A 14,943-nucleotide genomic window follows, 5' to 3' on the forward strand; every position below is an offset into this window, starting at 1 on the left:
GTCGCCGCCGGACTGTGGGACGTGATGGAGCGCCGGGCGATGGACGCGCGTGAGCGCGCGAAGCTGGCGGGTCTGCTGTCGGTGAAGCTGTCGATGGTCCCGCTGACCGCCGCCGGGACGCGCCGGGAGACGACGGGCTACCGGCTCACCCCGGAGCAGTACGCCGAGCTGCGCGCGATCGCGGAGCGCATGGCCGCGCAGAACAGCGCCGACTGACCGCCCCGCCTCCCGGGCGCCTTGCGGCCCCGCCAGGTACCTTCCGGCGCGGGGCCGTGCCGTTCTGCTGTGGCGGGAGTGGTCTCGGGGGTGATGCGGGCCGGGCCGCGGGCTCGGGGTTGTTGGTCAGTCTCGGGGTCGGCGGGTTGCGCGGATGCGGGTGAAGAGCACCGCGAGTCGCAGGGCGGCCACCGATGCCACGCCCAGACCGACTGCGGCCGCCGGCTTGCCAGCGATGCCAAGGGCGATCGCTGCGGCGCCCGTGATCCCGCAGACGCCCAACGCCACCCACGCTGAGCGGCCGATCCACATGCGCGCTTTCACATCCGTCTGCTGCCCCGGGCTGCGGGTGTCCAGGCCATCGGGTCTGGGTGGTGCGGGCTCGGGACGCGAATTTTGGACGCGGACCCACACCCGCCCCCGTGCTGCTGTGCTGCGCCCGGGCGGCTTGGCGAGCCAGGTGGCGGTTGGGGGCGTTGGCGGGTGGCGGTGCGGGTTGGAGCGGCTGCGTCGCCCCCGCGGACAGGCAGGTTCGCGGGGCCATCCGATACACGCGAAGGAGAGCACAGGCAATGGCCGTAGGCCGGACCATCGGCGACCCCTCCGGCCGGATGACCGCCCAGGCCGCCGACCGAAGCTCAGCCGGTCCGCGGCCCGATGCCCTCGTCCCAAGGTCCCGGTCCGAGTGGGCCCTCCAGCCGATGCCCGCCCCTATCGCCGTGGTGATCATGAGGACTATTCGATCGAGGCGGGAGAGGTCATGCAGGTGGAACAGGTGGAACAGGTGGAACAGGTGGAACAGGTGGAACAGGTAGACTGGGTAGAAGTCCCGGCCGGGCTGCTGCGTCGGGGCACGCCGGCGGAGGATGTGGCGGAGGTGGCCCGCCGCTACGCCGACACGGGTGTGCCCGAGGAGTGGTACCGGAAGGAAGCCCCGCACGCGCAGATCCACGTACCGGCGTTCAGGATCGCCCGGACCCAGGTCACGGTCGGCCAGTGGGCGCTGTTCGCCGCGGCCACCGGCAGGCCGGTGCCGAAGGCTCCGGCCTGCCACCCGGTCATCGGGATCACCTGGAACGCGGCAGTAGCCTACTGCCGGTGGCTCAGCGAACAGCTAGGCGACCTCGACGTGCGGCTGCCCACGGAGGACGAGTGGGAGCGCGCGGCGCGGGGCGACGACGGCCGGGAGTTCCCGTGGGGCGATGAGTACCGTACCGGACTGGCCAATCTGGCGGACCTCGGCATCGGCACCACCATGCCGGTCGGCTCGTTTCCTGACGGAGCCAGCCCCTACGGTGTGCTGGACATGGCGGGTAACGCCGACGAGTGGACCTCCACCGTCTACGCCCCCTACCCCGGAGCGCCCGCCGAGGTGCCGAACACCGAGGACTGGGCCTTCGACCGGCACATCACCCGAGGCGGCGCGTTCCGCCACGACCGGGACCTGGCCCGCTGCGCCCGTCGGCACGGCGCCTACGAGCCGGATCTCGAAGCGATCGCAGTGGGCTTTCGCCTGGCCGCACCCGCCGCGTAAAACCGGACACCGCCGACTCGCGGCTGCAGTGCGATCCGCAGCAGTCCCTGCCGACCCGAGATCAGCTCTGCGCTCTGCGGGACTTCCTGTCGAGCACCTGCGCTCACATGACAGCGTTCGCCCCGTGCTGTGCGGGGCGAAGAACGGGGTCGATCCCGGCCAGGGTTTCGTCAAGCCGACGAGCTCCCAGGGCAACGTGGTCGTCGGTGTCCCGCAACATCTCCGCGCAGAGCTGCATCGCGTGGTCAGGGTCGTCGGCGAAGATGCTGACAACATCGACGATTGCGGTGTGGATCCATCACGGTGATTCGAAAGCGGGTCGAGGCTGTCAAGTTCGACGAAGTGATCGTCTGGCAGGCAGGCTTGTTGTCACTTCGCGTCGGAGCCTGACGGTGCCAGGGGCGCGGCTCCGGCAACGCCGGTGCACGCCAGTCACCTCGTACCGCACGATGTGTCCGGAGCCGATGGGAGACCGGACGCTGTCCCCGAAATCCAGCACGGTGCCTCGGCGTTCACCGCTGTCGGTCACAGGGCAGTGGCGGCGCGGACCAGCCCCGCGACCGCCGTTGAGCGGCTGTGCGGGGGCCAGGCGATGACCGTGGTCACGTGGGGGGCGTCGAGGACCGGTACGGCGGTGAGGTCCTCGCGCAGGCCGGTGCGGCCCGACTCCGGGACGACCGCGCAAGCGCGGCCGAGGGCGATGAGCTGGGTGAGTTGCGTGTGGTCGCGCACCTGCGGTCCGGGGCCGTCCGGGAAGGTGCCCTCAGGGCGGGGCCAGCGGGGCAGGGGCAGGTCGGGAAGGTCGGTGACCTCGGCGAGCCGCACGTGGGGGCGGGCGCTGAGAGGGTGGCCCGCCGGGAGGATCGCGACCTGACCCTCGGTGTGCAGGTCCTCGGTGTCGAAGCCGGCCGTGTTGTCGAACGGCCGATGCAGTAGGGCTACGTCGGCCCGGCCGTCGTGCAGCAATCGTGCCTGCTCGCCCGGCCCGCACAGCACGACGTCCACGGCCACCGCGCCGGGCTCGGCGGCGTAGGCGTCGAGGAGTTTCGCCAGCAGTTCACCGGAGGCGCCCGCTTTTGCGGCCAGGACCACCGCGGGGCGGCCGGTCGCGGCCAGGGCGGCCCGGCGGGTGCGCCGTTCGGCGGCCTCGACGGCGTCCAGCGCCGCCCGCGCCTCCCGCAGCAGCACCGCCCCTGCTCCGGTCAGGGTGACACCCCGGCTGCCGCGCTCCAGCAGGAGGGTGCCCAGGCGCCGTTCGAGCCCGCCGATCGCCCGCGACAGCGGGGGTTGGGCGATCCCGAGTCGCTGCGCGGCCCGGCCGAAGTGCAGCTCTTCGGCGACCGCGACGAAGTACCGCAGCTCACGTGTCTCCACCTCGCCAGCCTAACCGGGCCGGCCAGGAGCGATACCCGGACGGTATCGCCGTCCACCCAGTCGGTCTTGGACGCCCTGCCCGGCGGGGGAGAAGTATCAATGTCATGAGTGAGACGAACACCGTGAACCACCACAAGGTCGCGCTGGTGACCGGGGCCAACAAGGGCATCGGGTACGAGATCGCCGCCGGGCTCGGCGCCCTCGGCTGGTCCGTCGGAATCGGCGCGCGGAACAAGGAGCGGCGCGAGGCCGCTGTGGCCAAGCTGCGCGCGGCCGGAGCCGACGCGTTCGGCGTGCCGCTGGATGTGACCGACGACGCGAGCGTGACAGCGGCGGCTCGGCTGATGGAGGAGCACACCGGGCGGCTCGACGCGCTCGTCAACAACGCGGCGATCACCGGCGGCGGACCGCAGGAGCCCACCACGGTCGACGTGAACCGAGTACGGGCGGCGGTGGAGACCAACGTGATCGGCGTCATCCGCGTCACCAACGCCCTCCTGCCGCTGCTGCGCCGCTCGCCGTCGCCGCGGATCGTGAACGTCTCCAGCAGCGTCGGCTCCCTCACGCTCCAGACCACGCCTGGCGCCGAGACGGGTCCCATCTCCATCGCCTACGCTCCGTCGAAGACGTTCCTCAACGCCGTCACCGTGCAGTACGCCAAGGAACTGGCCGACACGCACATCCTGATCAACGCCGTCTGCCCCGGCTTCACGGCGACCGACCTCAACGGCTTCCGGGGAGTGCGCACCCCCCAGCAGGGCGCGGCCGCCGCGATCCGGCTGGCCACCGTATCGGCCGACGGGCCGACAGGCCGCTTCTTCGACGACGATGGAGAGGTGCCCTGGTGATGTGCTTCCGGTTCGCGCCACCCCGGGGAGACGGCGCATACGCGTCCTCGTGACCGGCGCCGTCACGCCATGTCGGTACGGCCGCCGAGCCCGAGCCGCCGGCGGCGGACCCTGAGGTGAGGGATCGAAAGGCACCGAGCGTCTGTGACACGTAGATCAGCGCGGTGGGTCGGCGGGTCGGGCGGGTCAGCAGTCATGACCGAGCGCATTGACCACTGCTCTCCTCCGCCATGCCGTTTCGGTGACAAGCCGGAGCCGCCCCACGGGACAGCGGCCCTCCCGGCACAACTCGGGGCCGGGTGCTACCCCAGGTCGAAGGTGTTGGGCAGCCCCAGCCGATAGCGCACCTCGTCGACCAGCTTCAGGGGCTCCATCTCCGGCGGCCGGAACAACTCCCAGATGTGACACCGCTCAGCGCCCGAACCATCCGCGTCCAGGAGTGCGTTGACGGCGCGTCGTGCGGACTCGTTGGCGCCCTCCATGGTCGCCAGGTCCACATCCGTACGGACGTAGTCACCCGACAGGAAGAAGTTCGGCACCGCTGTCCTCGCCGACGGGCGGTTGTAGAGGGTGCCGGTGGGATGGATGAGGAGCTGTTCGCGGTTCTGCGGGTCGGGGCCGCCGAGGCCCGTCACCGCCGGGTCCATGAACCAGCCGAGCCGGTCCTCGTCCGTGAGTGTCGTCTTGCCGGAATCGTTCAGCCCGTCCTTCAGTTGGGCCCACAGTTCGGCAACGATCTCGTCCTTGGTGCACTCACGGGCCGTCTTGCCGTACAGGATGCCGGGCTGGTCCCACTCGGAGATGATCGTGGACAGGCACTCGTGGGCCTGCCCGTCCCCGTAGTCGCGCGAGAAGTCCCGTACGTCCCAGAACTGGGTCTGGCCGATTCCGGTGACCGCCCATGGTGAGTCGAGGCAGTTGATGTGGCCGTGCACGACGGGGGTGGGAGTGCGCAGGTAGAACATCACGCCGGTCATCCAGTCCGTCTTCAGCGCATCGCACCGCCCGAGCTGCGTGTCGGCGGCGCGCAGGGCGGGGCCCCAGGTCGCGCGCGCGTGCTCGACGGGGAGGGCGGAGACATAGTGGTCGGCGGTGATGGTGCGCTGCTGGCTGCCGTCGCGCGCCGCCACCTGTACGCCGGTCACCCGGCCGCCGCCGTACACCACCTCTCGGACCTCGGTGCCGAGTACGAACTCGACGCCCAGGGAGCGCAGATGCGTCTCCCAGGGGTCGATCCACGCCTCGCTGGTCGGGGCGTTCAGCACCCGGTCGACGTCCGCGTCGCCGTCCATGCCGCGACCGAGCAGACCCCACAGAATGAGGGCCTCGATGATGACGCGGCCGACGGTGCGGGTGGAGGCGGTCTGGGCGCGGGTGGCGACGAGGTTGCGGGTCTGGCCGATGCCGAGGAGCACCTGGTACTCGCGGCTCATCTCGCCGGCGCGGATGAAGTCCCACCATGCGACCTTCTCCCACTGGTCCTCACGCCGGGCGTCGCAACTGGTGAGATGGACCAGGAGGCGGTCGGCGAAGTAGGCGGCCTCGTCGGCGGGCAGGTGGGTGCCGAGGTCCAGTACCGAGAGGACCTGGTCGCGGATCCAGGACGGGGTGAGGTCGCCGGGGGCCGGCAGGGTGGTCGCCCGGCGGAGCGGGAAGTGTAGGTCCGGGCGGCCCGAGCCGCGCGCGAACAACTCCTCCGTACCACCGCGGAGGTTGCCGTGGACGCCGTTCGTGCTGCCAGGGAAGGGGATGCGGCGCATGGTGTCCGGCAGATTCCGGTAGAAGCCGGGGAAGAAGCGGAAGCCGTGCTCGCCGGGAAGCGGCTTGCGGCCGCCCGTCCCGGTCCCGGGGACGTCCATCGAGCGGGCCTTGCCGCCGAGGGCGTCGTAGTACTCGTAGACCGTGACCTCGTAGCCGCGTTCGGCGAGCTCGTGGGCGGCGCTGAGGCCGGAGACTCCGCCGCCGAGGACGGCGACGCGCTTGCCGGAGGAGGCCGCGGCCGCGCTGCCGGCAGACCCTAAGACGCCGACCGCACCCCCGCCGACGACGCCGGCGACCGCTCCCGCGGTCGCCGTCAGGAAGCGTCTGCGGCTCTGTCCGCTGTGCCCCTCGGGCTGCTGCGCATGTTCTGTTGTCATGAGTACTGGAGGGTAGGCAGGGGCTGCGGAGGCCGGAACCCCTTTTCCCAGTCACCTACAGCATCCTCACAAGCACAGGGAGGCAGTAATGCCGGGCGTGTTCGTGCAAGGCCGGCCTGTTGACGTATGCGCCGCTCGAACTGGAGGGGCGGCGTGGGGCTGTGCAAGCGAGACCGCCACTCACGCCCCGAGCCTCTCGACCAGGGGAGGTCTCCCACCAACTCACCTTCGACCCCGCCGGCGAGAGGCCGTGACGCATCGAAGCCGTCGCCGACCCAGCCCGCAAACGCTTCGGGCCGGACAGCATCGGACCCGCCTCCCTGTACGGGGCGGATGAAGACCCATGCACCCGATGGCTGCCCACCCCCAGGAGAGCCCACCTGCAAACCCGGCGGGTGCAGCGCCTGGCGCAGGGCGGCGTCCCCTCGGCGGAGATCGGCCGGGGTAGCTCGCTCGGGGGACGCGAGGAGGCGGCAAATGCCCACCGCGGGGTGACGATTCGAGGTGCCTACGGCCCGTAGTCTCTCGGCATCGGAAACGGAGCCGCCTGCTGCGAGCGTGCGCTTGAGGAGGAAGCCATGTCATCGGGGAGTGCTGCTGGGCGGTCTCCGTGAGCAGGGCGCCGGGTTGGTCGACGGGGCGGAGCGCCAGGCACCGGTGTCGGGATCGGGGGAGAAGTCGACCTGGGCGGCGACGCCGGGATCGGTGACCCGGTATGTGACCGGTCGGCTGGACGGTGACGTCCTGGAAGTCGGCGGTGCGAGCGCGGAGGAGCATCGCCGGTTCGCGCGCGTCGGCGGGCATCTCGGACGGGACGGCGGCCGGCAGCCTGAACCAGAGGGCGAGGCCGGTGTTGTCGTGGGTGAGGGTGACGCGGAGGGAGTGGCGGATGTGGGCGCTGGGGGCGCGCAGGCGGAGGAATCCGAAGCGGCAGGTGATGTCGGCCATGGGGGGCACCTATTTTCGGTCAAGGTGCCGGTAGTGGTGGAGCTGCTTGATCCCCAGCGGGACGAGAACGAGGAACGGTTTGCCGTGTGCAGAATCGCTGCGGTGCGGCGGGGCGACCGGTACCGCCCACCCGCTCACTCCCTGTCGCCCCCTGCCCGCCCACAGCCTGTCCCAGCCCGCTCCCTGCCCGGACCGACTCCTGCGAGACCGGCGGTCCGGAGCGGCATCCGTTCGGCAACCGATCAAATTTTGACTGCTTCCGGATACTTGACGGCAACGGTTCGTCAATTCAGTTCCGGTACCCTCCTGTCTCGTCACCGCACCTCGCGGCACGTCCGCACCTGCGGAAGACCCTGTCCCGGCCCTGTGGAGTCTGCCTTGTCCGCCCACCGACACCGCGACGGCTCCGCTACCACGAAGGCGGTGCCCACCGAGTCGGAGTTCCGGCCGCCCAGCTCGTTGGCGACCGTGCCTACGCCGACCGAGGGCGACCTGGTGCTGCGGCGTCCGGCCGCCGAGGACGCCGACACGCTCGTGGCGGGCAGCCGCGACCCCTTGGTGCGGGAGTTCATGCAGGCCGTCTTTCCGTATCAGGACCGGGCGTCGGCGGAGCGGTGGATCACCGAACTGGCGCCCCGGATCTGGGAATCGGACCGCTCGGCACATTTCGCCCTGGCCCGCCCGGACGGGCCCGCCATCGGCTTCGCGGAACTGGTGGACTTCCGCCCCGAGGAGGCCGCGGCCGAGGCCTCCATCTGGCTGCTTCCCCGCGAGCGGCGGATGCGGACGGCCACCGCGGGCCTGCGGCTGGTGTGCCGGTTCGGCTTCGAGGTGCTGCGCCTGCGCCGCATCGACGCCTATGCGGCCGCCGACAACATGCCCGTCCAAGTGGTCGGCGCCGCCATCGGCTTCCGCCGCGCGGGGTTCCGGCCCGGCCTGTTCCGCAGTTCCCGCACCCACCGGCTGCACGACGCGGTGTACGCCACCCTGGTTCCCGCGGACCTCTGCTGACGCCCGTCGCTGACACATTTCGAGAAGAGGACCCGTATGCCCGACACCGACAGCCTCACCCCCGGAGGGAGCCGCGCCCAGGTCCGCGGCGTACGGCTCAGCCTCCGCGCGGCGGACGGCCCGGCCGACCGGACCGACCTGTTCATCGCCCCCGACGGCTCCCTGTGGGGCCAGCGGACCACCGCCGGCGCGGCGGAGGAGCGGACCGGCAGCGTCGACAGCGCGGTACTCGGGCGCCTGGTGTCGCGGTTGCGGCAGGACGCCGCGGACGGCCACTCGGTGGCGGCCCCCGGCCCGGCCCGGCTGTCCGTCAACGGGCTCCTGCCCTCGGGCGACGCGATGTGGGGCGAAGGTACGGACGCACCGCCGGCCCCGGCCGTGGCCCTGCTGGGGCAGGTGGTCGCCCAGCTGTTCGGCGACTCGCAGGGCGGCGGGCTGCCGGGCATCGCGGTGCAGGTGGACGACTCCCAGGAAGACCCCTCGGCGGCGCCCGCCGCCGCTTACGGCGGCTCGGCGGAGGCAGGGCCGTCCAGCTCCCGTACGGCGGCGGCGTTCGGCCAGGTGAGTGGCCGGGCCGCCTACGTACTGGCCGAGGAGGGCAAGGGCTTCGGCCTGTACACGGTGCCGGACCAGGAACTGCTCGGGTCCTCGCCCGCCGAGGCGTCCGCAGGCGCGCTGATACCGGAGACCGTCGCGCTGGGCTCCTTCGAGGAGCGCGGCCTGCTCGCGGCCGGGGACCGCAGGGGCGCCCTCAAGGTCTGGGACACCACGACCGGCGCGGCGCTGCACGCCACCGCCGCAGCCGGGGGCGCCCAGGCCGTGGCCGCCGGCACGGTGCGGGGCGTGCCGCTGGCGTTCGCCGCCGGCCGCACCGGTGACGTCCACGCCTGGCGGGCCTCGGACGCGCGATCGCTGGGCGCGCTGTCCACCGCGCTGCACGGCGCTGCGGCGCTGTGCCACGCCCGCTGCGCGGATCTGGACCTGCTGGCCGCCGCAGGGGAGGACGCCGTGGTCCGGGTCTGGAACATCGCCGACGGCGAGCGCCTGCACCTGCTGGTGGGCCACTCCGAGCGGGTCTCGGCGCTGGCGGTGCTGAGCCTGGGCAACCAGGCCGTGCTGGCCTCCGGCGGCGCGGACCACGACATCCGGCTGTGGGACCTGGCCACCGGCCGCCCGCTGGCCGTGCTCTCCGGCCACGCGGCCACCGTGACGGGTCTGGCCTTCGTCGAGCTCGCCGGCCGGCCGGTGCTCGCCTCCTGCTCCCTGGACGGCACGGTGCGCACCTGGGACGTGCGCGAGGGCCGGGCGCTGCACGGCTGGTCGGCCAGGTGCGGATGGCTCACCTCGCTCGTCGCCGTGACCCTGAACGGCGCACCGGTGCTGGCGACGGGCGACGAGCACGGCTCGGTGCGGTTCTGGGAGCCCGGGTCCGGTACCGCGGCCGGCGCGCTGGCTGCCGCCCCGGAGAACCCCTTCGAGGGTGTCCAGGAGGCCGCCACGCCGGTGAACTCCCTTGCTGCGGCGGACCTGGAGGGCACACCGGTGCTCGTCGCCGGGCACGGCGACGGCACGGTGCGCGTCTGGGACCTGTCGCAGGGCGCCCTGCTCCGCCGCCTGGACGCGGACGGCGGCCCGATCACCTCGGTGGCCGTCACCGCCGGTACGGCGGACGGCGGCGCCGCGAACGGCGCCACGGCAGGCGGCGGTACGGCAGGGAGCAGCGAGGCCGCCGGTCCGGTGCTGGTCTGCGGCACAGCCTCCGGGACCGTGCGGTGCCACCGACTGGCCGACGGCGCACTGCTGTCGGCGCCCGGTCCGCACACCGACCGGGTCACGGCGCTCTCCTTCGCCCCGTCCGGTGTCCTGGTGTCGGGCAGTGCGGACGGCACGGTGCGAACCTGGGACCCGCTGGACGGCACGCCCTTGCTGCGTTTCGCAGCCCATCCCGGCGGGGTGACCGCGGTCGCGGCCGGGGAGGACGGCGGGCATGCGCTGCTGGCCACCGCCGGGGAGGACTGCACCGTACGGCTGTGGCACGGGCTCAGGGGCATTGCCGGACCGGTGCTGACGGGCGCGACGGCCCCGGCCAGCGCGCTGGTCTTCGGCGCCCTCCAGGGGCGTGCGGTGGTCATCGCGGGCGCCTCGGACGGCTCGGTGGCGGTCTGGGACGTCGCCACGGGTAGGTCCGTGTCGGTGCTGCCGGGGGACGGCCCCGCCGTCCGCAGCCTGGTCCACCAGGAGCTGGAGGGCGAGTCGTTGGTCGCGTTCGGTGACCAGGACGGCACACTGCGGCTGCTGCACCTCGCCAGCGGCACGGTTCTCAACGAAGTGGGAACCGGAGCGGTGCCGCTCGCCGTGTCCTTCGACGACTCAGGCCTGCACGTGGTGGGGGCCGGCGGCCTCTCCAGCTTCTGACGAGTCATCACAACATTGTGCTGGGGAGGCCGTGACGACCGGCCGGTCCCTGTGGATCGGGAAGGACCCGCTTCGTGCCGATGCACGGGCGACGATGCCCAGGGGGGGCAGTGAGCAGCGAATCGTTCCAGGTCGACCTCAACGAGGTCTCGAATTCCGCCGACGTCATCCGCCGCGCCGTAGAGGAACTGGCTCAGGCCACGAGCACGCTGCAGGCAGCCATGCAGCGGGTCACCGAGGCCCACCTCGGCCACGATGCGGTGGGCCGGGTCCTCAAAGGCGAGAGCTCGGGGATCGGCGGTATCACACAGCACCAGGACCGCGTGATCAAGGGGATCCGCGACTACCTGGACAACTCCACCAAGGTGTCGGACAACCTGCTGCTGATGTGCCGGCGGTATGCGGAGAGTGACGACGAGGTCGCCACCTCGCTCAAGCAGATCCACTCGGACTCCAACACCGGGGTCGCCTCCTCCACGCTGCTCAACGGCCAGGTCGTCGCGTCCCCGGAGCAGCCGCTCCGGCCCCGGATCGGCACCGTCGCCCCGGCGGCCTACGAGACCGCTACCGTCACGCCGGCGTACGAAGTGCACCGCCCGGAGGCGGCGACGGTCACGCCGGCGTACGAAGTGCACCGCCCGGAGGCGGCGACGGTCACGCCTGCGTACGAAGTGCACCGCCCGGAGGCGGCGACGGTCACGCCTGCGTACGAAGTGCACCGCCCGGAGGCGGCGACGGTCACGCCTGCGTACGAAGTGCACCGCCCCGACGACCCGCAGAGGGCCGACGAGCCCGGGCTGGCCGACTACACCGACCCCGACCGGCCGGACCTCGACTACAACCCCTACCCGTTCGGGAGACCGTTCGTCTGATCCGGTTCCCCGTCCGCATCTGCGCAGCCGTCGAGAAAGAGCCCTACTGTGATCGAGCTTCCGCCCGACCTGGCCGAAGTCCTCAGCGTCGTCCAGCACAACGAGCACGGCGCCGACATCCTCTGGCCCGACGGCGACGAGGACGCCCTGTCGGACCTCGCCGCTGCGTGGCGCAACTGGAACCTGACCGCGTCCGAGCAGACCAACACCATCCTCACCAGTGCCCTGCAGGCCCGGCAGAACATGTCGGGTGACGCCGCCGACCAGTACGAGGAGTATCTGCGCAAGTACGGGCTCCGGGACGACTCCCACCTCAGCACCACGCTGACGGCGGGGCTCACGATCGAGAAGTCCCTCACCCACGCCTCCCACGTGGTCACCCAGACCAAGACGGAGATGACGCGCGAGCTGCAGTACGCCAAGGACTACATCGCCACCCACCCGGAGGGGAAGCACGGCGACGTCGCCCAGACCAGGGGGATCCAGCAGGCCGCCGACACCTACCACACCTACGTCGGCGAGGTGGCGGACAACGTCGACACGATGCTGCGCCAGACATCCACCCACCTGGACCGGATGAGCCAGTCGTCCCAGGCCGCCACCCTGCACAGCCACGGCGGCGGCACCTCGACCGGGGCCGCCTCCACCTCGTCCCTGATGCCCCGGACGAGGGTGGACGGGGTGGCGTCCCCCATGCTCCAGGGCACCCCCGCGGACACGGACGGCTACGGGACGGCCGAGTCGTACCAGACGCTGGAGAACCCGGACGCCTACGACCCGGCGGCCGCCGGCTACTCCGCCTACGGCTCCGGCGGCTACTCGCCGGACGGCTACAGCGCCGACAGCTCCGGCCCGGGCTACGACGCGGCCGGCGCCGGCGCGCCGTACGCCGCGGCTGCCAACGGCGGTGAGTACTCCGGTGCCGGCTCCGGCGGTTCGGGATACGACGCCTCGGGCTACAACGTCCCGAGCCCGGGATCGGTCGGCGGGCTCCAGCCGTTCGAGACGGCCACGGCCACGTACTCCGGGTCCGGCGCGGGCTACGGCACAGGTCCGTCGTACGGCCCCTCCGGCACCGAGACGCCCTTCGACCTCTCCTCCACCTCCCCGAGGCTCCAGATCGCAGGTCTGGGTGACGTCGGCTCCACGACCACGGGCTACCCCGCGGTCGGTGGCTCCGGCCTGGTCCCCTGGACGCCGTCGACGGGGTCCGGCAGCACGCCGTTCGACCTGACTGGTTCCATGGGCGGAGTAGGCGGACTGGGCTCGTCCGTGGGTGGGTTCGGCAGCGGACCCGGGTCGGCCTTCGGAGGCGGGTCGGGTGGCTTCGGCGGGGGCGGCGGTTTCTCGGGCAGCGGCCTGCGAGCCGGCAGATCGGTGGGCTCGTCCGGGCTCGCCGGTGCCCGGGCCGGCGCGGGCATGGCGCAGGAGGAGGCCGCGGCCGCAGCCGGTCGCGGCACAGGCTCGCTCGGCGGGCGCGCCGCGGGTTCGGCCGCGGGTTCGGCCGCGGGCAGGTCCGGGGCGACGGCGGCCGGGGCCGGCGCCAATGGCACCCGGCCGGGCGGCCTCGGCGGCGGAGGCGGTGGGAAGGGCGAGAAGCGCGGCGCGCGCAAGTACATCCGTCCCACCACACTCGGCGAGGACGTCCTCGACGACGACGAGCAGCTGCTCACCGACCGGGGTGTCACCGGCACCGCGACCCGGGTTCCCGCCGGGGACCGGGAACTTCACCGCATGCGCCGCCGCTGGCTGGACGCGGCCCGCACGGACGCGGCAGAGAACGACACGAGCGGCCCGCACGCCCCCGGCCACCATGCCCCGGACGGAGCCCCTGACGGGGCGTCGGAGGAGGGAACGGGCGAGGACCTGCTGATGAGTCAGCTGCGCACGGCGGTCCTCGGACCGGAAGCCGGGTCCGACCCCGACGGCGGCGCTCGCACCGAGAGTGCCACCGCCCCAGCGGCAGCGCAGCGCGAGCACGCCGCCGAGGCCCAAGACTCGACCGGGGGTGAACCCGGGGCACCTGACGACGACTACCTCGCCCGAGCACGGTCGGTCGCCGCCCGCCGGGGACACCCCGACGAGCCGGGCGGCGGCGCGTCTGCGGAGCAGCGGCCGGAGCGCGGTGCGCCACGGCAGCTGCGGCAGGAGGGTGGCTACACGGTGCCCAGTCCGTTCCTGCGCACGGCGCTGTCCCGGATGGCCGCGAGCGGCGCCCTCGCCAACGCGGGCGCCCCCGCTGCGGCCGGGCCGGGAGCCGGCTCCCCGCAGCGGTGACGTACTGGGGCGGACACGGGCGCGCAGGCCGACGGGCGGCAGCAGTAAGGACCACACAGGAGATGAGGAAGCGCCATGGCTGAGGAATACACGCCGGCGGCCAGGACAGAGACCATCGGGGCGACGACGCGCCCGGCAGCCGCACAGCGGATCGGCACCGTGAGCACCACCCTCCCCAACGCCCCTGCCGCGTCCACCGCGACCGGTGACGGTTCGGCCGGCAGCGGCTTCCAGGTGGTCCCCGAGCAGTACACGGCGGCTGTCAGCCCGCTGCAGTCCATGGCCGACCAGCTCTCCGAGATGTACACGTCGCTCAACAGCTTCCTGTCCCAGTTCGACAAGCCCTGGGGCGACGACCACGCGGGCCAGCAGTTCGCCGAGGGTGACACGGGGTACATCAAGTACTCGACCGACGTACTCACCGTCCTGAAGAACCTCCCGGATGAGCTGCGCAACACCGCCGACGGCATCAAGTTCATGGCCGAGAACTACGAGGGCACCGAGCAGGCCGTCGTCTCCGGCCTCACCGGCCAGGACCAGGACCTCGAGTCGACGCAGGGCGACTACTGGTCCCCGTCCGGGTATTCGTACGGGACGGAGACCGCCGGAACGTCGGTGTCCGACTCCGGCTACAGCTCGGAGGTCTCCGACCCCGTCTACGGCACAGGCGTTGCTGAGCGTCCTGTCTCTGCCCGGTACGAGCCTGCTGCGGTTGGGGCGATGCCTGTGGAGACGCCGCAGATTCCGGTGGAGCCGCGGGTGAGTGCGGAGCATTTGGGCACTGCTCGTTTGGAGCCTGCTGCGGTTGGGGCGATGCCTGTGGAGACGCCGCAGATTCCGGTGGAGCCGCGGGTGAGTGCGGAGCATTTGGGCACTGCTCGTTTGGAGCCCGCCGAGGTTGGGGCGATGCCTGTGGAGACGCCGCAGATTCCGGTGGAGCCGCGGGTGAGTGCGGAGCATTTGGGCACTGCTCGTTTGGAGCCCGCCGAGGTTGAGGCGATGCCTGTGGAGACGCCGCAGATTCCGGTCGAACCGCGCCTGAGTGCGGAGCATTTCGTCTCCGCCCGCTTCGAGCCTGCTGCGGTTGGGGCGATGCCTGTGGAGACGCCGCAGATTCCGGTGGAGCCGCGGGTGAGTGCGGAGCATTTGGGCACTGCTCGTTTGGAGCCCGCCGAGGTTGAGGCGATGCCTGTGGAGACGCCGCAGATTCCGGTCGAACCGCGCCTGAGTGCGGAGCATTTCGTCTCCGCCCGCTTCGAGCCCATCGAGACCGCCGCTGAACCCGGCCCGACCGACGAAGGACGCTGAAC

The 14,943-nt window shown here is 72.2% G+C and carries 9 protein-coding genes and 1 pseudogene; 7 read left to right on the forward strand and 3 right to left on the reverse strand.

All coding sequences use genetic code 11. The features are described from left to right. Positions 1–976: 976 nt before the first annotated feature. Positions 977–1,750, forward strand: a complete 774-nt coding sequence (locus AB0761_RS38025; RefSeq protein WP_377273840.1) for a formylglycine-generating enzyme family protein — start codon at positions 977–979, stop codon at positions 1,748–1,750. 525 nt (positions 1,751–2,275) lie between these two features. On the opposite strand, the gene AB0761_RS38030 is transcribed toward AB0761_RS38025, so the two are convergent. After that, the gene (locus AB0761_RS38030; protein WP_377273841.1) at positions 2,276–3,124 is read right to left on the reverse strand and encodes a LysR family transcriptional regulator; all 849 of its coding nucleotides are present in this window, start codon (positions 3,122–3,124) and stop codon (positions 2,276–2,278) included. A gap of 104 nt (positions 3,125–3,228) precedes the next feature. Between AB0761_RS38030 and AB0761_RS38035 the strand changes: the two genes are divergently transcribed. Further along, positions 3,229–3,972 (forward strand): SDR family oxidoreductase, encoded by a 744-nt coding sequence (locus tag AB0761_RS38035; RefSeq protein ID WP_377273842.1) that lies wholly within the window; start codon positions 3,229–3,231, stop codon positions 3,970–3,972. Between the two features lie 302 nt (positions 3,973–4,274). Here AB0761_RS38035 and AB0761_RS38040 read toward each other — a convergent pair whose 3' ends face one another. Together AB0761_RS38040 and AB0761_RS38045 are read right to left on the reverse strand one after the other, a co-directional pair. Then, a complete protein-coding gene (locus tag AB0761_RS38040; RefSeq protein WP_377273843.1) occupies positions 4,275–6,110 on the reverse strand; it encodes an FAD-dependent oxidoreductase in 1,836 nt (611 codons plus the stop codon). A 588-nt stretch (positions 6,111–6,698) separates the two neighbouring features. Then, positions 6,699–7,058, reverse strand: a pseudogene (locus AB0761_RS38045) (SPFH domain-containing protein); the annotation flags it as partial. Between the two features lie 378 nt (positions 7,059–7,436). Between AB0761_RS38045 and AB0761_RS38050 the strand changes: the two are divergent. The 5 genes from AB0761_RS38050 to AB0761_RS38070 all read left to right on the forward strand — a co-directional run bounded on the left by AB0761_RS38050 (position 7,437) and on the right by AB0761_RS38070 (position 14,941). Continuing rightward, positions 7,437–8,069: a GNAT family N-acetyltransferase gene (locus tag AB0761_RS38050; protein ID WP_377273844.1), complete on the forward strand. Its 633-nt coding sequence runs from the start codon at positions 7,437–7,439 to the stop codon at positions 8,067–8,069. Positions 8,070–8,105: 36 nt separating this feature from the next. Continuing rightward, positions 8,106–10,484, forward strand: a complete 2,379-nt coding sequence (locus AB0761_RS38055; RefSeq protein WP_377273845.1) for a WD40 repeat domain-containing protein — start codon at positions 8,106–8,108, stop codon at positions 10,482–10,484. Between the two features lie 110 nt (positions 10,485–10,594). Beyond that, positions 10,595–11,356, forward strand: coding sequence for a hypothetical protein (locus tag AB0761_RS38060; protein WP_377273846.1), 762 nt, complete (start codon positions 10,595–10,597; stop codon positions 11,354–11,356). Between the two features lie 48 nt (positions 11,357–11,404). Further along, positions 11,405–13,633, forward strand: a complete 2,229-nt coding sequence (locus tag AB0761_RS38065) for a hypothetical protein (protein ID WP_377273847.1) — start codon at positions 11,405–11,407, stop codon at positions 13,631–13,633. A 75-nt stretch (positions 13,634–13,708) separates the two neighbouring features. After that, positions 13,709–14,941, forward strand: a complete 1,233-nt coding sequence (locus AB0761_RS38070) for a hypothetical protein (protein WP_377273848.1) — start codon at positions 13,709–13,711, stop codon at positions 14,939–14,941. Positions 14,942–14,943 lie beyond the last annotated feature (2 nt).

Origin of the sequence: Peterkaempfera podocarpi, assembly GCF_042466665.1 — a bacterium.
In the GTDB taxonomy this organism is placed as follows: Bacteria; Actinomycetota; Actinomycetes; order Streptomycetales; family Streptomycetaceae; genus Peterkaempfera; species Peterkaempfera podocarpi.

Excerpts from the sequence above, each read along its gene's own strand:
- AB0761_RS38025 (WP_377273840.1), top strand. The coding sequence starts at position 977 with ATGCAGGTGGAACAGGTGGAACAGGTGGAACAGGTGGAACAGGTGGAA.
- AB0761_RS38055 (WP_377273845.1), top strand. The coding sequence starts at position 8,106 with ATGCCCGACACCGACAGCCTCACCCCCGGAGGGAGCCGCGCCCAGGTC.
- AB0761_RS38070 (WP_377273848.1), top strand. The coding sequence starts at position 13,709 with ATGGCTGAGGAATACACGCCGGCGGCCAGGACAGAGACCATCGGGGCG.
- AB0761_RS38040 (WP_377273843.1), bottom strand. The coding sequence starts at position 6,110 with ATGACAACAGAACATGCGCAGCAGCCCGAGGGGCACAGCGGACAGAGC.
- AB0761_RS38035 (WP_377273842.1), top strand. The coding sequence starts at position 3,229 with ATGAGTGAGACGAACACCGTGAACCACCACAAGGTCGCGCTGGTGACC.